Origin of the sequence: Mesorhizobium sp. M0029 (assembly GCF_040323735.1) — a bacterium.
Classification (GTDB): Bacteria; Pseudomonadota; Alphaproteobacteria; order Rhizobiales; family Rhizobiaceae; genus Mesorhizobium.
This window is the reverse complement of record NZ_JAMYVF010000020.1, coordinates 32553-54641: the sequence shown is the minus strand read 5'-3', so window position 1 is coordinate 54641 and position 22089 is coordinate 32553. Positions and strand designations below refer to the sequence as shown.

Genomic DNA, 22089 nt, shown 5'->3' with positions numbered 1-22089 from the left:
CCGGGATAGGGGGTTGGACATGTCCGCGCCTAGTGGATTGATACCGCTTCAACCGGGCGACCGGGCGCCGAACCTGATACTCGACGCCATTACCCAGGAAGGCAAGATTGCGCTTGACGACTTTCGCGGGCAAAAACCGGTGCTGGTCGGCCTGTTTCGAGGTCTGCATTGTGCGTTTTGCCGGCGCCACATCGCCGCTCAGGCGCGTCTCGATCCGGAGCTGCGCGAAAAGGGCGTGGAGAGCCTGACGGTGGTCAACACGCCGATCGAACGGGCGCGGCTCTATTTCCGCTACCATCCAATGCCGAACCTGCTTGCGGCGTCGGACCCGGAACGCGCTTCACATCGTGCTTTTGGACTGCCCAATCTCGAATTCACCGAGAACGAGACGAACTGGCCGTACAAGGTCGCGATGGCAGCGGCACAGGACATGCGGGTCGACATACCTGGCGAATTGCCCGGTCCCATGGATCCGATGACAGCCGCCGCAATCCTCGACAAGAAGGACCACTACGAACTGACCGAAGCCGACGAGCAGATGATGGCCACGGGACACGGACAACTGGTTGGTCAGTTCCTGCTGGACCGGCAGGGGATCGTCCGCTGGAGCTTCACGGAGGTCCCGGAGGGTGGGCGATACATGTTTGGCGCCCCAAACCCGAAGGAGCTGATGTCAGCCGTGTCGCAAGTCGCCCAATAATGAACTGACAAGTTCACCGTTTATCCGAGCACGGCCTCGACAGTGGCGACAAAGTCATCGAGCGAGCGGTCGCCGCGAATCTCGATGCGCGGAAGGTCGATGAGATCGCTATGGAGGTCCGCCGGCCCGTGCCTGCGGCCGAAGCCTACTCGATAGCCGCACTCCCTAGCCAGCCGGCCAAGCCGTCGGTCGGTGACGGAGAAGGGGGCCGCGAACGCCCTGGTTGGCCGGCCGGTCCAGCGTTCGATGAACAGACGAGAGCGCAGGAGCTCGGCGGCCAGGTCAGCGCTCGACAGACCATCTATGGCGCGATGCGTCGCCATGTGGCTGCCGAAGAAGGCGCCTTCGGCAGCGAGGCGTCGCACCGTCCCGGCGCCCATAAGCGGCGTCGGCGGACCGATGTCGGTGTCCCACTTTGCACTTTCGCCCACCAGGTCCGTCACCAGGAACACTTCCGCGTTCAGGTCGTTGGCGCGCAAGATCGGCCAGGCATGGTCGGCGAAGTTCTGGAAGCCGTCATCGAAAGTGATGAGCACCGGGCGGCCGACGAAAGGCTGACGGTTGGCGATGGATGCTTCCAGCTGCTCGGAGCCAATGGCGTGAAAGCCATTGGCGCGCAGCCATCCCATCTGGCTGGCGAATGCGGCGGGCGTGAGCCGAAAGCGAGCGAGCGCGGCCGGACCTTCATCGGCAACGCCGTGATACATGAGGACAGGGATATGCCGGCGCTGCTCGTTACGTGCGACGTCGCGGCGCAAGGCTCGCGCCCCACCCCAGACGATATTTCGCGCGACGCCGATTTCGATGGGCGCGCGGATCGGCACATGATCGATCACCGGGTCCGTCGCCACATCGCCCGGCGATAGGCGGCGGAAGCGGTCTATGCGGTAGAGCTCGGTCTGGATCGATTGCTCGAGCACCAGGCCTTCGGTCGCTGCCAGCGTCTCGGAGATCGCCTGGGCACCGAATGTGTTCCAGTCGAAGCCCGTCTTTTCGACATTGTCACGCAGCACGAATGCGTGTGCGCTGATGAAACTACCGCCAGGCGCCAACGCCTCGGCAAATTTCTTGGCGATGCGCCGCAACTCGGCGAGATCGTCCAGATAGTAGAGCACCTCCGAACAGAAGATCAGATCCATCTCACCCGGCAGCGTGTCGGCAGCGAAATCGAGTACGCCGAACTCGACATTCGCCTGATTGTTGCATCGGGCGCGGGCTCGCTCGATGGCTATGGCGGAGATGTCGGTTGCGGTCAGATGGCCCACGCGCGGCGCCAGCTGCCGCGTGAAATGGCCCTCCGCACAGGCCAGCTCAAGCGCCCGCCCGATGGGACCGGCAGGCAGGATCTCGATCTGCCGCTCATATTTTTCCTGCTCATAGAGCGAGCTGTAGTTCCAGGGATCCTCGGTCGCGAAATAGCTGTTCCAGAACGCCGTGCGATCCTTGTCGTGCTTGTCCGCGACCCGTGCGCGGCGCGGCGTAACAGGCTCTGACGGTTCAGCGCTCGACCGAACCAGGTCATGCGCCTGTGCGGCCAATTGCGCGAGTTTGCCGAAGTGGCTGTCCTGATCGGGCTCGCTTCCCGCCATGGCAAACGATACCTCGGCTGCAGGCGTGTTTGACGTGGTCGCGCCGGCGCCCTTTTGCGGTGCAGGCGATCCTCCCGCAAGCCGCTCAGCAGGCACTACATCCAGGATCAATTCAATCCAATGATCGCTCGTCACCGTCCCGAGTGCACCGAACTGCACGACAGCCTCGATCCGGCCATCCAGCATCAGATGGGCATAGATCTGATCGATGCCTTCCGGCAGTTCGGTCGCGGTCGGATTGCGAGCGTCGACGCGAACTCCGAGCGTTCGCGCCAGCCTGCGCGGCGCGGCAAGATCGTCGGCTTCGAGAAGCATTTGCTCAAGCTGGTACTGGACGCGGCGAGCTGCTGCGGGATTGTCCCAGATCTTGCCGAGTTCGATGATCAACGCGGTGGTTGCGCTGCCGAACCTCGCCCATCCGGCAGCCAATTGTGCCGGCACCGACAGGCTTCCTGCCATGAGGCCATCGAAGATTACCTTGGCAATCTCATGCGCCCACTTGCGTCCCGCCGGGAGTGCGCGCAGGGGCTGCGGGTCGACCAAGCGCGAGCCTGAGCCGCATTCGGACGCGGCGTTCCGCAACGCCAGCCAAGCAAGCGCTTCGGATGCGCTGCCGCCGTTCGCCGAACTGGAAACCAAGGGATTATGCGCCACGCCGTACTACCCGCGCCTGGTTCTGAGGGAGAACAAGTGTCCCGCAACGCGCTTACATCGCCGGTCTGGAAAAAGCAAAAGGCGCCCCGAAAGGCGCCTCTTCATCGCTTGATTCCCCTAGAGGAAACTGGAGCGGGTGAAGCGATTCGAACGCTCGACCCCAACCTTGGCAAGCCACAAATTACGCCGTTCAAGTGGTTCATAGCAGTGCGCTGGATTTCGCGCAAATGCGCGCCGGAAGGCGAATCGCTGGTCGTTGAATCTTTAGCACTGACGAACCCCGATGGACTCTGGTGAATTTCAGTGCACGCTAGAGACAGTAACCGCGCGGTGACCTCATAAGAATTGCCGAGCAGCAGGCGCGGATAGCGAAGAGGCTTGCTGAGACAATGAATAGCCTGAAATTTGATACCATCGCCCGTGTTGAGGAAATCGTCACGGACGTGCTTGCCATGGATCTCTTGCACAGCTCTCAGGCCTTCTTCTCGAAAGTGCTAGCGGTCGCAGGTGAACCACCAGACCTGAAACCAGTTTCCATACGTCGCTCGGTCGCGGACACCTCCCTTGGTGAGACAGACATTGAGGTTGTCGCCAGCGGACCGAATGGCAGTTGCGCTATCCTGATCGAGAACAAAGTCCGAGCGCCATTGATGGACCGCCAGTTCGCTAGATACCGCATGCGGGGGGAGGCAGGCGTCCGAGCAGGTAAATGGGGGCGCTTCAAGGTTATCCTGATGTCACCTCGAAGCTATTTTGAGGCTCTCGACGCGGAGCATTCTTTGCACATCGACGCAAATCTATCCTACGAGGAGGTGGTAGCATTCCTCAACGGGTTTCCCGAGTTCACATTCAAACGACACGTTTTTGAAAGCGCGATCACGGATTTCCGGAAGGGATACGTGAAGTCGGCCGACGTGGCCATGATGAACTTTTACAAGAACTACTGGTCGATGGCCTCCTCGGAGTTTCCCCAACTTCGAATGCCGAAGCCGGACATCGTGGGTAAGGACGGAAGCTGGATCTATTTCCCCGGCTTGTATTCGGGAAACAGCGTTCGATTGATTCACAAATTCAAGGGTATCGGCTGCGAGCTTGCGATCGCAACTCGGAACGCCGAAGCGCTCGGGGAGGCCCTGCTTCCTTACCTGGAACCTGACATGGTCGTTCGACCCACAAAATCCATGGCATTCGTCAACGTCAGGACGCCCGTGATCAACCACACACTCGATTTCGAGCAAATCAGGCCGGAGGTCGTTCACAGCCTCCGGACACTCGAGCGCCTACGGAAATTCGCATTGAACGAGGATGTCCGTCGATGCCTGGTGGTGGTTCTTTGACCGCTAGCCGAGACTTGGGCGTCTCCTACCAGCTTGGCGAAGGTCAGTAATCGTTCGGTCAGCTTGTCTTCAGTCGCACCATGACAACCTTCTGTTCACCGACACGCTCCACGTCGAGAATGCCAGAAGCGACCGCTAGATCGCTTAATCGCGCATAGCCGTAGTTTCTAGCGTCGAAATCTGGAGACTGTTTTGACAGATGAGCGCCCACGCGAGCGAGGTTTGCACGACCTTCGTCGTCTGCCGATGCCTTGACTGCATTTTGAAGCATGCCGAGAGCGACTTCGTCCAGCCTGCCACTCGCCGCCCCACCCGGCGCTGACCGACCTTGTTCCGGTTTGACGGGTATGGTGGGAGCATTCGCTGGCTTTCCTACGACCTTCTCTGGGGTGATTGGGGTTGCCTGCGGCTCTGGTGCCGCGCCGCCGAGCACATCGAAGTATATGAACTTGTCGCAAGCCGTAATAAACGGTCGCGGCGTCTTACGTTCACCGAATCCGTAAACGGTTATACCCTGTTCGCGGATGCGTGATGCGAGCCTTGCGAAATCGCTGTCGCTCGAGACGATGCAGAAGCCGGAAAACCGCTCGGTGTAGAGCAGGTCCATTGCGTCGATGATCATCGCACCGTCGGTCGCATTCTTGCCTGTCGTGTAGGCGAACTGCTGTACGGGTTGAATGGAATGCTCGAGCAGGCACTCCTTCCAGCCGTTGAGGTTTGGCTTCGTCCAATCACCGTAGATCCGCCTGACGCTAGCCGTGCCGTAGTTGGCGATCTCCGCGAGGAGCCCCGAGATGATCTTTGGGGACGCGTTGTCGCCGTCAATTAAAAGCGCAAGTGGATCGCTGTTCATCTCGCAAATCTCCCCCTTCCTGTCACCAGGATAACATTGATTTTCGGCCGCTTTTCGAGAACCTCCCTTCAAAACGCGCTTGCTGCTTGAACGATGTGCTCATCAGGCTTTCGATCGAATTGACGAATACTACTCGCCAAAACAGCGGCTTTCGGGTCAGGGACGCTGTAGACGGGAAACTCACTTGTGAGTTTCGCAAGATGGCGACTCCAGGTGGAGACCTGTCGTTCGAAGTTTCCCGTGCTGACCTCGGCCGGGAATATCAATAGCCGCGGCATCGGATCGACGACAGGAAGTTCGGCTCCCGAGGCTATCCTGGAAACAAGGTTGCCGAGCGGCGGCAGAGATGTTGCTCCAGGAAGGTGCGTTGCCATCTCGTGGAAGGTCTTCAGAAGCTTGCACGTCTCTACATAGGCTGCGCAAGCCGCGTCACGGTAGGGGGCTCGATTGAGATACTTGTTATAAACCTGTAGCTGCCGGATGACCTCCGGAGTGCTCCTGCTTCGCAGTCTTTTGTCGCCCAGGGTCTTTGCCTCCCAGAAAACGATGTTGATGAGGCCCCGTGGACCATCCTCCAAAGCTATCATGTCCATACGTGGAGCGTATTTGCCGGTCCGTTCCGGTGTACTGGCATCGACTGCCTGCTCTGGCCACCAAGGGATCCCCATCTCCAGATCTATAACATCTTCATTCGCCGCAACGATGCATTCCACACCCGACTTTTCATAGCCCGAATACGTATTTGCGCGCTTGATCCATGCCGTCATGGTTTGGATCCCTTGGTAAGGGGCTTCCCGCTCGGCTGTCGACTTGTAGCGAACGGTTTGGTCAGACAGGGACATGTAAGTTTGGCCGGACACATCGTCGAAAACGTACTTGTGGTGCACCTCCAACTTGGGATGTCCTCGCCTGTCCAGCGACACTCGCGCGAGTGACTGACCGCAATGATAGAAGTTGAGGTATTCATCGCGGAGAGCCAGCCGTAGCTGTCGCTGTCCCTTCAGCGGCGATCCGGACGGCGCCCAGGATCGCAGGAGGTCCTGCCACCAATTTCCTTCCGGCCGCTTTGTCAAAGCCCATAAGGCATTGATCTTCTTTTCACTCATACCACGCATAAGCACGCTCGGACCTTTTTCCAATCAGACCTCCTGCCAAACCTAGGCTCAGTAAGTGCGACGTTTCGGAACAACACGATCGTGTCCCGCGGCGTGGTGTAGCTGGCGGCATTAGTCGCCGTGCTCTCCGGCATGAGCCGGGCTGATCAGCGCGCCACGGCTGGCAGGCTTATCAGGGGATCATCGCTCATCTGGCTGATCGTTTCCAGAGTCATATATCTGGCCCGCTGCACTGCCCATTCATCGTTCTGTTCGAGCAGGATTGCGCCGACTAGGCGCACGATCGCATCGTCGTTCGGGAAGATTCCGACGACCTCGGTGCGCCGCTTGATCTCGCCGTTGAGACGTTCGATCGGATTCGTCGAGTGGAGCTTGGCGCGATGTTCCTTGGGGAAGGTCATGTAGGCCAGCACGTCGGGCTCGGCGTCGTCCATGATTGTCGCCAGCTTCGGCACCTTCGGCCGGATCTGGTCGGCGACGGCGCGCCATTGTACGGACGCGGCCTCGGGCGTTTCCTGGGCGAAAGCGGTGGCGATGAAGGCTGAGACGACCCTGCGGCCGCTCTTGCCGGCATGGGCCAGCACGTTCCTCATGAAGTGGACGCGGCACCTCTGCCATGTCGCGCACAGCACCTTGGTGACGGCCGCCTTGAGGCCTTCGTGAGCATCGGAGACGACGAGCTTGACGCCGCGCAGGCCGCGACGTGTGAGCTTGCGCAGGAACTCTGTCCAGATCGGCTCGGCCTCCGAGGTGCCAATCTCCATGCCCAGTACCTCGCGCCGGCCGTCCGCGTTGACGCCGACGGCGATGATAACGGCGACCGAGACGATCCGCCCACCGCGGCGGACCTTCAGGTAAGTGGCGTCGATCCATAGGTATGGCCAATCGCCCTCGATCGGCCGATCGAGGAAGGCCTTCACATTCCCGTCGATCTCCTCGCACAGCCGCGAGACCTGGCTCTTGGATATGCCGCTCATACCCATGGCCTTGACCAGGTTGTCAACCGACCGGGTCGAGATGCCTTGCACATAAGCTTCCTGGATGACGGCGGTTAGCGCCTTCTCGGCCATGCGGCGCGGTTCGAGGAAACCTGGAAAGTAGCTTCCCTTCCTGAGCTTCGGGATGCGCAGCTCGACCGTGCCGGCCCGCGTCTCCCAGTCCCGGTCGCGGTAGCCATTGCGCTGGGCGAGCCGCAGCGGGTTCTTCTCGCCATAGCTGGCGCCGGTGGCCGCGCCCACTTTCCATCAGTCGCTCGGCGGCAAAGCCGATCATCTCCCGCAGCAGATCGGCATCCGGGGTCTTCTCCACGAGCGTGCGCAGGTTCATCATGTCGTCGGTCATCGGTGGTCCTTCCGAAATGGGTGGCGTCAACAACCAAACCCTACCGGAAAGCGCCGATGACCACCCACACGCCGCTCGCTCGCTACGAGCGCTACTAACGGCGCGCTCGTGAGCGGCTTCGCTACCGCCGAGCTACACCACCTGATGGGGCACGACCAACAACACCTATTCTTGCCATGACAAACACGAGGAGCCAAGCAGCTTCCTCCTGGTGCCCAGTGTTGAAATGTGATGTCCGGAATCTCTAATTCAGGCTATGCTTATATTGACTGAGTGTCAGGGTGAGGTCTGCTGGATGATCGACGGAGACGTATTTGATTTTGTCGAACGCTGCAGGAAGCACTCGGCGACGGGGCCCCTTCTGAACGATCTTCTTGAAACGGTAAGGAATCTCGGCTTCGAGCATCTAATCATGAGCGGCGTTCCGCTCGGGGGTCAGAAGCTCGCGCCGATGGTGGAATTGAACGGCTGGCCAGCAGGCTGGTTCGAACGCTATGTCGAGGCCGAGCATGCAGCTGTTGACGGTGTTTGCATCTACTCAGCCAAAACTCTTAGGCCGTTCCTTTGGGCTGATGTCCCGGCAAAATGGTCGGGTACCGAAGGCTCCCGACGCGTTGCGAGAGAAGCGACGGAGTTTGGTATTTGCAGCGGCTTCGCCGTGCCGATGCTCAGCGTCCACCACTGGCAGTCAGTCCTATCATTCGCCTCCTCTGCGAAGTCCTGCAAGCTGTCTCCTCGCCAGCAGGTGCAGTTGGTCACCATGGCGGTATACGCCGGGATGTCGATTCAGGCGTTGTCAAATGAGGATGACGGTGACGAAGGTCCGCTGACTGATCGGGAAAGGGAGGTTCTTTTGTGGGCCGCAGCCGGCAAGACGTCCTCGGAAACCTCCCAAATTCTCGGTCTGACCGAACGTACTGTCAAATGGCACTCGACGCGAGCGCGCGAGGCCTTCGGCGTCGCCACGACGACGCAGGCCGTCGTCGAGGCGGTGCGCAGGCGCTTGATCCATCCTTAGGTGTCAACTGTCCGATCGGACAGGTGACGTCCATTAGGACGACTGCAACTATCCCCCGAAGAACGATAGGGGGATCGCGCTATGATTACGGCCCATGTCGTCAATGCGCAGAACAAACATCTCTACGAAACTGAGTTCGACGAGTTTTTGCGTCGGCGGCACGACTTCTTCGTGCACCAAAAACGCTGGCGCCCTTCCAGCCCGGACGGCCGCGAACTAGACCAGTTCGATACTGAGGCCGCGACCTACCTGCTCGGCATCGAAGAAGATCGGGTCGTGACCTCTGCTCGATTGATCCCAACGACCGAGCCGCACATGGTGTCGGAGGTCTTTCCTCACATGTGCGAGAAATCAGGAGTCCCGCGACGCCCAGACTGGGCCGAATGGACGCGCACATTTGTTGTTCCTGACAAACGCTCCGGGCTGCGTGGCACGTTGACGCAGCTGTGCTGCGCGGTGATGGAATACGCACTCGAGGAGGGCCTCGCCGCGGTGGGCGGCATCCAGGAAACCTACTTCATGCCCCATCACGGCGCGCTGAAATGGCTGGCCGAGCCGATGGGTATGGCCAGGGAACAAGACGGCGAGTGGTACATCGTCGCGTACATCGAGGTGAATGAGGCGGCACTTGCGAGTGTCCGCAAGATACTCCGCATCAACCACTCGCTGCTCGTCCGGCGCGGAGCCCAGCCTCCATTTCTCCGTTGGCCTCAGAAGCGTTTGAAAGTCGCCTGATGAGCTTCATGGGCGCGATCGCGTAAAAATCTTTCGCACCTACAACGAAGGCCCACTACAAGCTCAAGCTGGTTTAAATGTCGAGGCGGCAAGTATCTTTCAGGAAGTTGTCCAACCAGTGCGCTGCGCCATTCGATGTCAAGAGTTTTTATTGCGCAGAATGATCAACGCCAAAAGAGATACAACACAACTAAGACGAAATTGTACGCAATCTTAAGATCGTAAGGGGGGCGTTCCTGTGGCTTCAAAGCTTACGCTTTTGTTTGTACTAGGTCTAGCTGTAGCGTTGGCAGGGTGCGATCCAGTGGAAAAGGTGGTCAACGACAGATTCCCCCCCGTTTCGCCGGAGCAGCATCGAACTGAAGCCATATCTACGGCTATGTCGGCGCTAGCTGGTATGAAGGACCCGAATATAGCCGTCGGCCTGAGTATATCAGACGCTGCCAAAATCATTAATTCGAGCGAACTTAAGAGTAGATTCGGAATTGTGAACGTTACCCTTCGGGGAGATCAGCAAATATTATTTGCCGACGTATCTCTCGACAAGCAATTCTCAGATGTTGATTTTCCGGCATTAGATAATGATACACGTACAACGTTAAATAGTTGGAGGCCTCATTTCAAAGGTACGATAACATTTGGGCTCGGCGTCACCAGTGCTAGTGCGCAGAGCGAGAATGGAAATCTAAATCTGAGTTTCCACCTGCTGCCCCTGTTCAAGAATATTCATGTCGACAAAATTGATTTAGCCGAAAAAATTGATCTTACTGCCGCAGCGGACATGTTAATACCGCTTTTAAACGATTATGCTGACAACATTTCCGGCGAACTGAGCCGGGCCGACTTTGCCAAAGTGTCGTTTCCAGCCATTCCCATTGATCGGATGGATCCCTCCCGGTCAATATCTCTCGACGGTCCTGAGGAGGCGGCAGCAAAAATCACGATCTCCGGGAATCCGATCTCGTCACCGGTTTATATAAGGTCAGTTGTTTGGTTGATCGATGCAGATAGCTTTGCTGCAATAGCGGAACTTGCGGCCGTTGGGTCAGAACCTGTCGCTGCCGCAGATGGTGCGGCCGGCGCCGTTGATTTCTCCCGTCTCGACGTCGAATTTACGCAAAGGCTGTCAGCTGGTTTGTCCCTTCCGGAGGCGATAAAGGGCGAATGGATAGCAGTCTCCAAATCGCTCGTGGCGGACGTAGTCAACGCGGTAGTTACCCAGGCAGATCTTTGCATTGGAGCGTCGGCTTCGATCCCCGATCAGTCGTTTAGCAATAAGATAGAAATTCCCGACGAAACGTCGATCGATTGTACTCCTAAGATGGACTGTACGCCTACGAAGGACTGCACACCAACGGCTGACTGCACCCAAACACAAGATTGTTCACAGACAAGAGATTGTAGTCAGCCACACGACGAACGGAACTGCCATGCTTGCCTCCTTAGGGCGCCCAGAGTGTGCTTTTTCGGAAGTTGCTCTGGCGGCCAATGCATCAAGGAAGGGAACGATCCATTTTGTGAGGCTCAGAAGGCGGCTCAGAACGATGCCTACGCTGGATCAAGGCTTAAGTGCGAGGCTGAAAAAGCCGCAGCTAGAGGTGAATGCGAAGCCGCCAAATCAGGCAGGAAGTTTGATTGTGAAAAGAACAAAGCCGCTTCAAAGGTGCAATGCGAAGGACAGAAGGAGGCTGCCCGGCTAGCCTGTGAGGCTGAAAAGACCGGCAAAAAAGCTCTGTGCGAGACTGCTAAAGAAGGACTGAAACGCATATCGCGACTGGGAAACGTAGCCAATGTAGACGGCAAAGTAGGTGGATCGGGGACACTTAGCGTCTGCATAAAGAAACTATCGCTGTCACACTCGCTCGACAACCTAAGCGCTTCTCTGTCGGTGAGTGGTCAGGCTTCGGCAGATTTCGGTATTAAGTACGTGCCGCTCGACATAGCGGGATATTTGGTCTGCCAAGTTCCTTGGACTGAGAACAAGCACCTTGACGTACGTCTTCCAACTCAGGAGTTGGGACTGAGTTCGCAAATCTCATTAGACATGACAACCACCCCGCCAAAACTGAAGGCCGTTTTTAAAACGTCGGCATTGGCCGTTAAGATGCGGCCCGGGCCAAGGGACTTAATTCTGCAGAGCTACAACATGAGGCTATCCTGTCTGCCAGTGAATGGCCTCCTTGACCCTGTTGTTGTAGAGGCGTCGAGGGCTATCCCGGAACTTAACGGCGATTTTGAATTGGCGGGTCAGGAGCGCGCCTTCGAACTCGTGCTGACCCCAACCACCTTTGAGATAGAAGGAACGTCGATGTCTGCGACGACCAGCTACCAGGCTACCGAAAAGGCTTTGGTTGTCGGCGGCGCTTTGTCTCCGACCAGCCCCTAGCTGCAATGAGGTCGCGCGTGGGTGAAGATTTAAGCCGAATGTTTTCCTGGCGGCGATGGGCCCTAGCATTGTCGACTTCAGCGTTACTTTTTGGGTTCCCGTGCCGCGCGCTTGCGGCGGACTATGAGACGGTGTGGGTCGAACCTGGGGCAGCTGTGGATGTATATTGGAGCATCAACCTTTCGGGAAAGGTGCACCTGGCAGCGGACATCGATGGGGAACCAGCTTGTCTGGACTATTGGTGGATCGTCTGGCCGTTTACCCAGATTAAGCAACTGGGTCATTTCTGTGGCCGGGTAAGTTTTGACCTCCCTGGGCTGGGGGACTTCGCCATAGGAGGGAAGCTCCGAGCGGGCGGTGCAACAACCCGCACTAGGCTACGTGGAACATCCGACGAAACGGTGGCTCACCGTTTTCCGGACATTAGGTTCTAGATCGAAAAAACCGGTTCTTAGAGGACCTGAGATGAAGCCCCTCGCGAAGCTGTGGACTTGGACCGGTCACTCATTTATCCCCATCGCGGTAGGTTGGGCGGTTTATGTTCGTGGCGGCCTAAATGGAGAGACGGCGTCTCTTGGTGTGCTTGTCTCCCGAGGTTATTGGGGGCTTCTTTTAACGCTCGGCGCGGCAAATATTCTGGCATGGACGTTCGCGCTATATATGCGCGCGGCCAAACGAATAGGGATGCGCCTCGTGGTGCCCCCGAATACTACGTTCGAGAGCAGTGACTCTAGGAGCCGCCTGATTTCTTGGGGCACAGCTGTCGTTTATGCGGCTACGATCATGGCGGCGCTGGTCATCTTCGGTGTCAGATATTCTGAAAGTCGCATCTATGTTTGGAACGACATGAGCCCGCTCAATGTGGGGTTCATGAGTAGCAGGCTCACGGCTCATAGCCGTGCGTGCAGCCACCAACCCTGCTTCGCTGTGGGGCCAAGATTTAACGACGCCGGTAAGCCGCTTTCGGGCGTCAATGAGTACGTGCAATATTTTACTGATGGTTTGTTGCTTGTGTCGGCGGCCGCACTGCTACTGGGCCTCGGCTATATGGTTATCATTGGAATGGAGGTCGGCCGAGATCGAGTAAGCCCGAGGTCCGACGACCTCCCTATGACGTGATCTGAGACCCGCTGAATAATTCCACGAACAGCGCGTCCATTAATCGATTATCAGGTGTTGCTGGAGGAAACTATGGCCAAACGTGCGTTTATCGCCATCATAGCAGTCACATTACTCGCGATCCTTTCTACAGCGGGATCCGCGCAGGGGCTGCTGACGGCCGCAGGGGTAATCGAGGGCCTGAACCAAGCGCTCGACGGAATGCGCAGCGCCCTCAACGAGGCGACCAACGACGCCAAGAGCGTCGGGAACTCGTACCAAGCAAACGCCCAGAACGTCATCAGCGACATAAATAAGGCGTTCACCGACAACTTGAACCTCGCTGCTGACAAGATGTCGGAGCAGCAAAGACAGCTCGTGGGAAACGGCGAGCGACTCATCTCACTTACTCAGGAAGCCACTGAAGAGCTCACCAAGAAGAACTTCGAGAGAGCCAGATCGCTTATGATTGAGGGTGATATCGTAGCCTACAATACGAGCTATTCGCTACCGTGTCGCACGACGAAGCCGCGGGTAATGCTCGTCGATCCGGTCGCCATCCAGGCCGATCAGGAAGCGCCGATCATTCACGTCCGCGGTAACTTCCTGCTTCAGGGGAAGGAGTTTTCAGTAAAAATCGGCAAAGAGGAGGCGCAAATCCTTCAGCGCAGCGATACCGAAATCGACTTTGCCGTCCCTCCCACGGTGCTGCAGGATGCGAAGGCCAAGCAGGTTGCCGTCAGTGCATCCATAGTCGGGCTTAAGACCATCACAAGGAAGATCAGGTTCATTCTTGGCTGCTCCGAGAGGTTCAGCAATCTGGACGTTACTCCAACCGTGCAGTTCCTAATCGATCCACCCATCACCTATCACTTAAAGGGTACCCTCACGACGAGCCATTTCGTTCCCAGCGTCATTGCCGATCTGAAGGGGCATTTCGAAAGCACGGGGAATAATCACTGCGATGATTCCTATTCCGCCGACCAGAATCTCTGCCTTGTGCAGAAAAGCGGCACGATCGATCATGTCGAACTTTCTAACCAGTCGGCGAACTGTGGAAGCGGAATCGGACCAGTTAATCCATCCGGAGACCATTGCGTCTTTGTCGGCGGCCACGTCCAGGGCTGTGGGGCCAATAGAGGCCCATTCCACACGTGGCTCGGCTGTAAGGGGCGGGGGTGGGTGAAATACGATTATCAACTCTATCGAAAGGAGTTAGTCCAGGAGGAAGCTGACCACGTCGACATCGAAAAGGAGGGTGTAACTGGCGAGACGCTTTTCTCCTTTCCGTTCCCATCCGCCTCGGGCGACAAGCAGTATACCTTTACCGTCGTGGTCCAGAAGCTGAGAGGCGATAAGGTGCTGGAGCAAGGAACATTGTCGCAAGCCAATGCTACCCACGGCACATGGCGGGCAGACGTCAAGGACGGGCAGTTTTCCTTAACGCTTCAATAGGAGACATCGCATGGGCGCGGGGCCGCAAATGATGCTTGCGATAGCTTTCTGCCTCTTAACGCTCGGCAATCGAGCGATCGCCGATGACCGAGACTACACAAACCCCTATCCGCAGCAGAAAGAAGTTATTGACCGGTGGCTAGCCGATTCGGTGATGGGAAAAGTTTGTGGAAGTTGGTTGGCGAGGAGGTCGTCAAAATCCCGCCACGACCGTCACAGGAACTGCATCCGCAGAATAGCCAAGCGAGCGCCAAGGAAATCGCAGCTTCTATGAAATTGGCGCGCGATCCAAACGACCACCACCCCGGTCGCTATATTCGGATTGGTCAAGGAGGAATAGCGATGGCGTTCTCGTGGCCGCGAGCAAACTCCAGAAGGTATGGACCTTCTCGAACTGATGCCCGACGAGTACAGAGCTAAATGGGGGGTTGAAGTCGGACTACCCCATGGTGGACCTATCGAGACGGTTCCGTCGTGGAAATACACTCAAGACCAACTCGGTGACGTTTGCGGGAAATACGCGGCAACATCCTATTCTCGGCGTCCGATCTCATACGTTTCATGGGTTGCGCCCATGCGACGGCGCTCGACCTTGCACGGCTGCGCGGTAAAGGGCCCCAGCCGCGAGAGGACAGCCAGGATGCGGCGCTATCACAAAAGCTTGGCGATGCTCATGAGGTTGCGCATCTGGCGCAGCTGAAGGGGACAGGGCGTGAGGTCGTGGAAATCGAGCGAGGCGATCTGGCAGCAAATGCAGAGGTCACCCGAGCTGTCCTAGCATCGGGCGCTGAGGTGGTCTTTCAGGGCGCGTTTCTCTCGGGCAACTGGGGGGGCTGGTCTGATTTTCTGGAACGGCTGACTCTACCCTCGACGCTAGGCCCGTTCAGTTATGAGGTGGCCGACACCAAGCTCAGGCGCCGCCCTCACCCCAAACATGTGCTGCAGCTTGTGCTCTATTCTGACCTGCTGACGGATATTCAGAGCGTGGCGCCCGAATATGCCCATGTTGAGTTAGGCGACGGCAGCCGCGCAACGCTGCGGCTAGCGGATTATGCAGCCTATGCGCGGATGGCGCGGGCTCGGCTTGAGGCTTTCACGGCTGACCCGCACCCGACGCGGCCCATTCCTTGCGCCGATTGTGGGTTTTGCCGCTGGTCCGACCATTGCGATGGTGTCTGGCAGGCTGAGGATAGTTTGTTCAACGTCGCGAATATTGCGCGCGGGCAAGTGAAGAAGCTCGAAGCCGCAGGTATCGCCACGATGGCCGAGCTTGCTGCGCGGGAAGGGCTGGTGCATGGCATGGCGGCGGGCACGCTGGAGAAGCTGCGCGCGCAGGCGCGGCTGCAGCATGCTCGCAAAATTGGAGCGCCGGCCTATGAGTTACGCTCGCCGCAAGAGGGAAAGGGGTTTCATCTTCTACCCGAACCCCAGCCGGGCGATCTGTTCTATGATATCGAGGGCGACCCGCACTACGAGGGGGGCCTTGAATATTTGCACGGGATCTGGTGCGACGGGCAGTTTCGCGCCTTCTGGGCGCACACCCACCACGCCGAGGCGCAGGCGCTTTCCGACCTTTTCGACTTCTTCCGCGCGCGGCTAACGAGTTATCCGAAAGCCCGCATCTATCACTACGCCCCATACGAAATCACCGCACTACGCCGTCTGACCGCGAAATACGGCATCGGCGAGGGTTTCCTCGACCGGCTGTTGCGCGAGCGACGCTTCGTCGATCTTTATGCCGTGGTGCGCGGCGGGTTGATCGCATCCGAGCCCAACTATTCAATCAAGTCGCTCGAGGTATTTTATGGCCTCAAGCGCGAGGGCGAGGTGAAGACGGCGGGCGGCTCAGTGGTGGCATATGAGCAATGGCGCGAGACAGGCGACCCGCAGATCCTGAGCGAGATCGAGGACTACAACCGTATCGACTGCCAGTCGACCGAGATGCTCCGCGAATGGCTAGCGTCGATCCGCCCCAAAGATCCGTGGCCGCAGATCGGCCGCGACCAGAGCGAGAAGGAAGCGGAGGAGGATGCCGAGGCGCGAGCTTTGCGAGCGCGGCTCGCAGCCTCGAACCTGCCCGAGGACCGCAAGGAAATGCTTTTCAACCTTGGCCTCTTCCACAAACGCGAGGCCAAGCCTGCCTGGTGGGCAATCTTTGATAGCCTCGGGAGTGAAGACGACGAATTGATTGACGATCTCGACGCGCTCGGTGGCTTGGTGGCCATTGGGCCCGCCGAGCCGATCAAACGGTCGGTCGCGCGCACTTATCGGTTCCCGCCGCAGGAGACGAAACTGCGAGGCGGGAGGAAGGCCACGGTCCCTACGCCCGAGGGTTTTGCTTCGGTCAACATCGAGGCATTCGACCGTACAAAGCGGATTCTCACGCTAAAGATAGGCGCGGCCAAGGGGGAGCTGTTGGGCGACCGGTTGACGTTGCACCCCGATAAGCCGATCGGCACCGAGGTCATCGCCGCAGCGTTGGGGAACGTAATCGACGATCAATGTGGTTCGCGGGTTTACCGGGCGATTGATGACCTGCTTTCGCGCGCGTCTCCACGCTTGACGGGTGGCGGCGGCGATATCCTGAATGGTGCCGATCCGGGCACGGGCACTATCGCTGCCGTCCAGCTTATGGAGAATACCGTCCTCCCCATCCAAGGACCGCCCGGCACCGGCAAGACCCATGTTACTGCCCGCGCGATCTTGTCACTGGCGGGCGCAGGCTATCGCGTGGGCGTCGCTTCAAACAGCCACGAAGCCGTCCGCAACGTGCTGCTCGGGTGCCTCTCGGCGCTTGAAGACGTGGACGTGCCGATTGCGCTCGACTTTGTTCACAAGGTCTCGGAGGATGAAAACGGATATCCCGAAGATTGCCCCGTGCGCCGCACGACCGACAATGCCGAAGCCGCCGAGGGCGGCCATGTCGTAGGCGGCACTGCCTTCTTCTTCGCGCGCGATGAGAACATCCAGGCTTTTGATTGGCTCTTTGTTGATGAGGCCGGTCAGGTAGGACTCGCCAACATGGTCGCTATGGGTCGGGCTGCGCGCAACCTCGTGTTAGTGGGTGACCCGCGCCAGCTGCCTCAGGTGATCCAGGGTGCGCATCCCGCGCCTGCTAACCTTTCATGCCTCGACTGGATGTTAGGTGAACACGCGACCGTGCGGGCCGACCTGGGAATCTTCCTGCCCGTCACGCGGCGCATGCATCCCGCGGTCTGCCGCTTCATCTCGGATCAGGTTTATGACGGGCGGCTGATTAGCCACCCCGACACAGCCCGTCAGCGGGTGATCGGCACTGCCTTCCCCGAGGCTGGGGCATTTTGGGTGCCGGTCGAACATCAGGGCAACGCGCAGGCCTCGCCGGAAGAGGTCGCAGCGATCCGCGTCGCGTGCGACGAGTTGCTGACCGGCCGGTGGACCGACAAGACCAGCAACACCCGTCCGATTTCGCAGGACGACATAATCGTGGTCGCCCCCTACAACGTGCAAGTCAACGCACTCAGAGAGGCGCTGCCAGAGGGAATTCGCGTCGGCACCGTGGATAAGTTCCAAGGGCAGGAGGCGCCGGTCTGCATCGTTTCGATGACCGCATCTTCGGTCGAGGAAACCTCCCGCGGGATGGATTTCCTCTTCTCGCTCAACCGCATCAACGTAGCGGTGTCACGCGCCAAGGGGCTTGCGCTCGTCTTCGGTTCGCCCCGCCTGCGCGAGGCGAAATGCAACACGGTCGAACACATGCGGCTGGTGAATACGCTTTGCGCACTTCAAGACGTCTGAACTCAGGAGGATCTGGTTGACTACTGACAGCGGCAACAATTGGCTCCAAATTCGAAAGGAGTTGGCGCTCGCGTTTGGCAAAAGCGTGCCTTCCGGATTCCTGGTCCGAGAAGGATCGACAGCCATGCGCAATGGCTCGCCGCTTGTGAAGAGAGACCGGGCGGAACGCGACCGGCTTGTTGGCACAGGAGTGCTAGTGCCCGATGAAAACCCGGCGTTGTTCCGCTTCGCCGTCGATCACACCTTCAGCAGCCAGAGTGTAGCGGCAGGAATTGTCATCGACGGCAATAGCAATGGAAGCCACTGGCAGACTGCCTCCAGGTCGACCAGGGGAGAAGGTGCAGTCCCAGACATACTGGATCGGATGGCCGTCGAAGCGGCAATGGATGCATTCGACAGATATCGCCAGAACGGAGAGCACTCCGAAATCTTTGGGCATTTCGGCGAGCCGCGCGATTATTGGGTGCGCTCAACGCGAGCACGCCCTAACAGGGTCTATCCTACGAAGCCCATAGTCGCGTTCGCGGGTGACAGAACCAAACTTAGTGGCGGCTGGGGAAACGCAGACGACGCTGCCGCCCTGCTGCACAATTCTGGATTTATTGTGGTCGACAAGGACGACCAGCCCGTAACCCCATCAGAGCAGTATGGTCACGTGATCCGCGGGGCAGACCGTATTCGGCTCGTGGCGCTGAACTACTACATGGAACCGGCCCGTGAGAGTGCGGCGCATGAAGTCTCGATCCGTGCCGGAACTTTGGCAGCGGATATAGGCCTGCTGAATGCTCATCCGGCTATCTGCAGTGCTCTTGGTGGTGAGAAGTTGCGGCAACTGGCCGGAGTTGGTGTGGCTACACATACCCAACCGAACCCGAGCAGCACCACGGTCTTCACATATCAACTCACCCCTGCGGAAGAAGGCCCAGAAACCATGAACTCCGAGCCATCGGTTGAAATGCCCTCCGCGACCAACCTAATCCTTTATGGTCCTCCTGGGACCGGCAAGACCTACGCAACGGCTGTGGAAGCGGTCCGACTTTGCCACGGCGGCGGTGGCTGCGCTGGAGCATGATCGCGATGCGCTGATGACCGAGTATCGCCATCTTGTAGCTGACGAACAGATCGCGTTCGTAACCTTCCATCAGTCATTCTCCTACGAAGAGTTCGTTGGGGGGCTGCGGCCCGTCACCGAAGGAGGGGACGCTGGTGATGAAAAAGCAGGAGCAGGGGGTCCAAGCGGGTTCAGGCTCAGACCTCAGCCTGGCGTATTCAAAAGGATCAGCGAGAAAGCCCGCTTAGACTCAGGGAACACCCCGACGATACGGCTCGACAGGTCTAAAGCAGTCTACAAAATCGCCTTAGGTCGCCGGCGGACCGAAGAAGACCAAATTCGAGAAGGGCTCGACAAATCACTGATCCATATCGGATGGGGAGGCGATATTGATTGGTCGGCTGAACGCTTCGACGATTTCGAAGAAATTAGGAAAGAATGGAAGGCCAAGAAGGATCCGGACGCCGGAGGCAAAGATCCGAACATCGAAATAACTTATGCTTTTAGGTCAGGTCTCCAGGTCGGGGACTATGTAGTCATCTCTGACGGCAGAGACAGCTTCCGTGCTCTCGGCCAGGTCACAGGGGAATATGAGTTCGACGCTGGTGCCACGTTCCACCCGCATAGGCGAAGAGTGCAGTGGATCTGGCGCGATGATAGCGGCACAGATCGTGCGAGCTTCTACGCCAAGAATTTCAGGCGCCAATCGGCATATCGACTGGATCCAGATCTCATTGATTGGGACGCGTTGGAAACCACAGTCATAGGTCTGGACGCCGGGCGCCCCGTTGCCGGCGCAAGGCCTCATGTCTTGATCATTGACGAGATCAACCGGGCGAATATCTCAAAGGTCTTCGGCGAGCTGATCACTCTACTCGAGGTAGACAAGCGTCTCGGCTGTCAGAACGAAATTAAGGTCCGGCTTCCCTATTCCGGGGCAAGCTTTGGCGTGCCGTCTAACCTACACATCATCGGTACGATGAATACCGCAGATCGTTCGATCGCGCTGCTCGACACGGCACTGCGCCGCCGCTTCACTTTTCGCGAGCTAATGCCAGACATATCGGTGCTGCGGAATACCATGGCTACGAGAGCGCTCAACGCAGAGAACCTCGACGGCATTAATCTGTGCAAACTTCTGAGCACGATCAACGAGCGGATCGAATACCTATTCGATCGCGAACATCAGATTGGTCACGCCTATTTCACAGAATGCGGCAGCCGGGCGGATGTGGACGACGTAATGCGTCACAAGATCATCCCGCTTCTGACCGAGTATTTCTATGAGGATTGGTCGAAGGTCGCCGCGGTGCTGGGCGACGGAGGCGGGACGGCCAACACCAACTTCCTCGAAGCGAAGAGACTATCGCCTCCCGCCGGCCTTGCGGACGATGAACTCGGCGGGGAGAAGCTGCGCTGGAGCGTCAAAGCAAAATTCAACTTCGCCGAGTTTGAAGCCTGATGCCGGCCTATACGGTCCGTGAATGGGACAGCCTTTCACATGGAGACGGAACCGGCCAGATACCGGAGTCCTTCGCGGATCGGCTGGCCGCCATTGCGCGGGTTTCTGCATTTGCTGGCAGAGAGGGCGGTGGTGTGGTCGAACACCGTCGCCACTCGCTGCGCGCCAGGGGTGTTGTCGGCATTCTGGCCGCCAAAGACTGCAGTCTGGAGATACTGCCCAAAATTGACGTGGTGCCCGGCGAGAACATCAGCCGCCAAAACGCCGAGACTCGGAAGCGGCTAGTCCATATGTTGGCCGTCGCCCTTGAACTGAAGATCGATCTAGGGGCGATAACGGATATTGAGTGGCAGCGCGAGACGCTTCTCGAAATCTTGATTCGGATTTTTTGCGACAAACTTACCGAAGCGGTTCGCAAGGGTATGCCGCGCCGCTACACAGAGCAGGATGATGACCTGCCCATGCTGAGGGGTCGACTGAACATCACGCGGCAGTTCACCCGCCACGCAATCAATCCCTCACGCCTCGCTTGTCGGTTCGATACTCTATCCGAAGATATTGCGCTGAACCGCATCATGAAGGCGACAATCCGGCATCTGTTTCACATCTCGAAAAGTCCGGCCAATCAGCAGCGTCTACGCGAACTAGCATTCGTCTATTCAGAAATAGCCGATCTTCCCCCTGCGGCCCTCCGATGGGACGAGGTTGTTATCGACCGCACCAACCGCCAGTGGCGGGAGCTGTTTGATATGGCAAAGCTTCTGCTATCAAATCGCTACCAGACGACCACTGGAGGCCCTGGTGAGGGCACAGCCCTTCTCTTTGAAATGAACGCGCTATTCGAAGAATATGTCGGCCGCATGATTTCGCGCGCTTTGGTTGGGACCGACCTGAGCGTATCTTTACAGGGAGGGCGTCTCTTTTGTCTAAGCGCGGAAGAGACTGGACGTGGTCTGTTTCAGACGAAACCAGATATAATCATCCGACGAGCAGGGGCCGTTGTCCATCTGATTGATACTAAATGGAAGCGGATCCTATCTCGGATTGACCATCCAAAGCAGGGAGTTTCGCAAAGCGACGTATACCAGATGATGGCCTACGCGCAGCTCTACCGCGCGCCTAGACTGACGCTGCTGTACCCACATCACCCTGGGCTAGGAGATGAAGAAGCAGTGCACGCGCGGCACAAAATCACCGGGCACGAAACCATTTTGGAAACCGCAAGCATCGACGTTGCAAATGGCGAGCGGATGCTCGACCGATTGCGGCAGTTTCTCATGGTGGGCAAACCTCCTGAGCCCTATTGCTCAGTAGAAATCCCGCCTCTGCCAACGCAAGATCAAGACTGATTTGAGAAACTTTCCGCTACCAATATGTTAGAGAGGGGGCCTCGGAACTTCCTGGAGAGGATCGGATCTGCCGAATATGGAATTGCTCCTTGCAACAAATCTGCATGGCTTCCTAGATGTGTTCCGAAATGATCACCCCCAAGAAGCGCGGGCGGCCGGTTGGCGAAAG

15 protein-coding genes and 1 pseudogene are annotated in these 22089 nt (G+C 58.1%); 12 read left to right on the top strand and 4 right to left on the bottom strand.

The window, feature by feature from the left end:
- Positions 1-19 precede the first annotated feature (19 nt).
- Positions 20-700, top strand: a complete 681-nt coding sequence (locus NKJ76_RS26390) for a redoxin domain-containing protein (protein WP_023672127.1) — start codon at positions 20-22, stop codon at positions 698-700.
- Between the two features lie 20 nt (positions 701-720).
- On the opposite strand, the gene NKJ76_RS26385 is transcribed toward NKJ76_RS26390, so the two are convergent.
- On the bottom strand, positions 721-2748 hold the full coding sequence (locus NKJ76_RS26385; RefSeq protein WP_245261215.1) for an SAM-dependent methyltransferase: 2028 nt from the start codon (positions 2746-2748) through the stop codon (positions 721-723).
- Positions 2749-2979: 231 nt separating this feature from the next.
- On the opposite strand from NKJ76_RS26385, the gene NKJ76_RS26380 reads away from it, so the two are divergent.
- Together NKJ76_RS26380 and NKJ76_RS26375 are read left to right on the top strand one after the other, a co-directional pair.
- Positions 2980-3240, top strand: coding sequence for a hypothetical protein (locus tag NKJ76_RS26380; protein ID WP_352538737.1), 261 nt, complete (start codon positions 2980-2982; stop codon positions 3238-3240).
- Between the two features lie 92 nt (positions 3241-3332).
- A complete protein-coding gene (locus NKJ76_RS26375; protein WP_352538736.1) occupies positions 3333-4280 on the top strand; it encodes a hypothetical protein in 948 nt (315 codons plus the stop codon).
- 58 nt (positions 4281-4338) lie between these two features.
- Here NKJ76_RS26375 and NKJ76_RS26370 read toward each other — a convergent pair whose 3' ends face one another.
- The 3 genes and pseudogenes from NKJ76_RS26370 to NKJ76_RS26360 all read right to left on the bottom strand — a co-directional run bounded on the left by NKJ76_RS26370 (position 4339) and on the right by NKJ76_RS26360 (position 7589).
- The gene (locus NKJ76_RS26370) at positions 4339-5133 is read right to left on the bottom strand and encodes an NYN domain-containing protein (RefSeq protein WP_352538735.1); all 795 of its coding nucleotides are present in this window, start codon (positions 5131-5133) and stop codon (positions 4339-4341) included.
- Between the two features lie 68 nt (positions 5134-5201).
- A complete protein-coding gene (locus NKJ76_RS26365) occupies positions 5202-6272 on the bottom strand; it encodes a hypothetical protein (protein WP_352538734.1) in 1071 nt (356 codons plus the stop codon).
- Positions 6273-6394: 122 nt separating this feature from the next.
- Positions 6395-7589: pseudogene (locus NKJ76_RS26360) on the bottom strand (IS256 family transposase).
- Between the two features lie 295 nt (positions 7590-7884).
- Here NKJ76_RS26360 and NKJ76_RS26355 point away from each other — a divergent pair.
- The 9 genes from NKJ76_RS26355 (at position 7885) to NKJ76_RS26315 (ending at position 21920) form a co-directional block, all read left to right on the top strand.
- On the top strand, positions 7885-8607 hold the full coding sequence (locus NKJ76_RS26355) for a LuxR family transcriptional regulator (protein ID WP_352538733.1): 723 nt from the start codon (positions 7885-7887) through the stop codon (positions 8605-8607).
- 81 nt (positions 8608-8688) lie between these two features.
- A complete protein-coding gene (locus NKJ76_RS26350) occupies positions 8689-9342 on the top strand; it encodes an acyl-homoserine-lactone synthase (protein ID WP_352538732.1) in 654 nt (217 codons plus the stop codon).
- A 304-nt stretch (positions 9343-9646) separates the two neighbouring features.
- Entirely contained in the window at positions 9647-11728 is a 2082-nt protein-coding gene (locus tag NKJ76_RS26345) for a hypothetical protein (RefSeq protein ID WP_352538731.1), read from the top strand.
- A gap of 465 nt (positions 11729-12193) precedes the next feature.
- Positions 12194-12847 carry a hypothetical protein gene (locus tag NKJ76_RS26340; protein WP_352538730.1) on the top strand — a complete coding sequence of 218 codons (654 nt, stop codon included), beginning with the start codon at positions 12194-12196 and terminating at the stop codon, positions 12845-12847.
- Between the two features lie 72 nt (positions 12848-12919).
- Entirely contained in the window at positions 12920-14281 is a 1362-nt protein-coding gene (locus NKJ76_RS26335) for a hypothetical protein (RefSeq protein ID WP_352538729.1), read from the top strand.
- A gap of 507 nt (positions 14282-14788) precedes the next feature.
- Positions 14789-18058 carry a TM0106 family RecB-like putative nuclease gene (locus tag NKJ76_RS26330; RefSeq protein ID WP_352538728.1) on the top strand — a complete coding sequence of 1090 codons (3270 nt, stop codon included), beginning with the start codon at positions 14789-14791 and terminating at the stop codon, positions 18056-18058.
- Positions 18059-18074: 16 nt separating this feature from the next.
- Positions 18075-19130 (top strand): DUF4357 domain-containing protein, encoded by a 1056-nt coding sequence (locus NKJ76_RS26325; RefSeq protein WP_352538727.1) that lies wholly within the window; start codon positions 18075-18077, stop codon positions 19128-19130.
- Complete coding sequence (locus NKJ76_RS26320; protein ID WP_352538726.1) at positions 19111-20571, top strand: DUF8426 domain-containing protein; 1461 nt, start codon at positions 19111-19113, stop codon at positions 20569-20571. The genes NKJ76_RS26325 and NKJ76_RS26320 overlap by 20 nt, the downstream gene beginning before the upstream one ends.
- Positions 20571-21920, top strand: a complete 1350-nt coding sequence (locus NKJ76_RS26315; RefSeq protein ID WP_352538725.1) for an McrC family protein — start codon at positions 20571-20573, stop codon at positions 21918-21920. The genes NKJ76_RS26320 and NKJ76_RS26315 overlap by 1 nt, the downstream gene beginning before the upstream one ends.
- Positions 21921-22089: the final 169 nt, after the last annotated feature.

What these genes read in the sequence shown, in the direction of transcription:
- NKJ76_RS26390 (WP_023672127.1), top strand. Translation starts at nt 20, where the DNA reads ATGTCCGCGCCTAGTGGATTGATACCGCTTCAACCGGGCGACCGGGCG.
- NKJ76_RS26385 (WP_245261215.1), bottom strand. Translation starts at nt 2,748, where the DNA reads ATGGCAGGAAGCCTGTCGGTGCCGGCACAATTGGCTGCCGGATGGGCG.
- NKJ76_RS26375 (WP_352538736.1), top strand. Translation starts at nt 3,333, where the DNA reads ATGAATAGCCTGAAATTTGATACCATCGCCCGTGTTGAGGAAATCGTC.
- NKJ76_RS26370 (WP_352538735.1), bottom strand. Translation starts at nt 5,133, where the DNA reads ATGAACAGCGATCCACTTGCGCTTTTAATTGACGGCGACAACGCGTCC.
- NKJ76_RS26355 (WP_352538733.1), top strand. Translation starts at nt 7,885, where the DNA reads ATGATCGACGGAGACGTATTTGATTTTGTCGAACGCTGCAGGAAGCAC.
- NKJ76_RS26350 (WP_352538732.1), top strand. Translation starts at nt 8,689, where the DNA reads ATGATTACGGCCCATGTCGTCAATGCGCAGAACAAACATCTCTACGAA.
- NKJ76_RS26340 (WP_352538730.1), top strand. Translation starts at nt 12,194, where the DNA reads ATGAAGCCCCTCGCGAAGCTGTGGACTTGGACCGGTCACTCATTTATC.
- NKJ76_RS26335 (WP_352538729.1), top strand. Translation starts at nt 12,920, where the DNA reads ATGGCCAAACGTGCGTTTATCGCCATCATAGCAGTCACATTACTCGCG.
- NKJ76_RS26315 (WP_352538725.1), top strand. Translation starts at nt 20,571, where the DNA reads ATGCCGGCCTATACGGTCCGTGAATGGGACAGCCTTTCACATGGAGAC.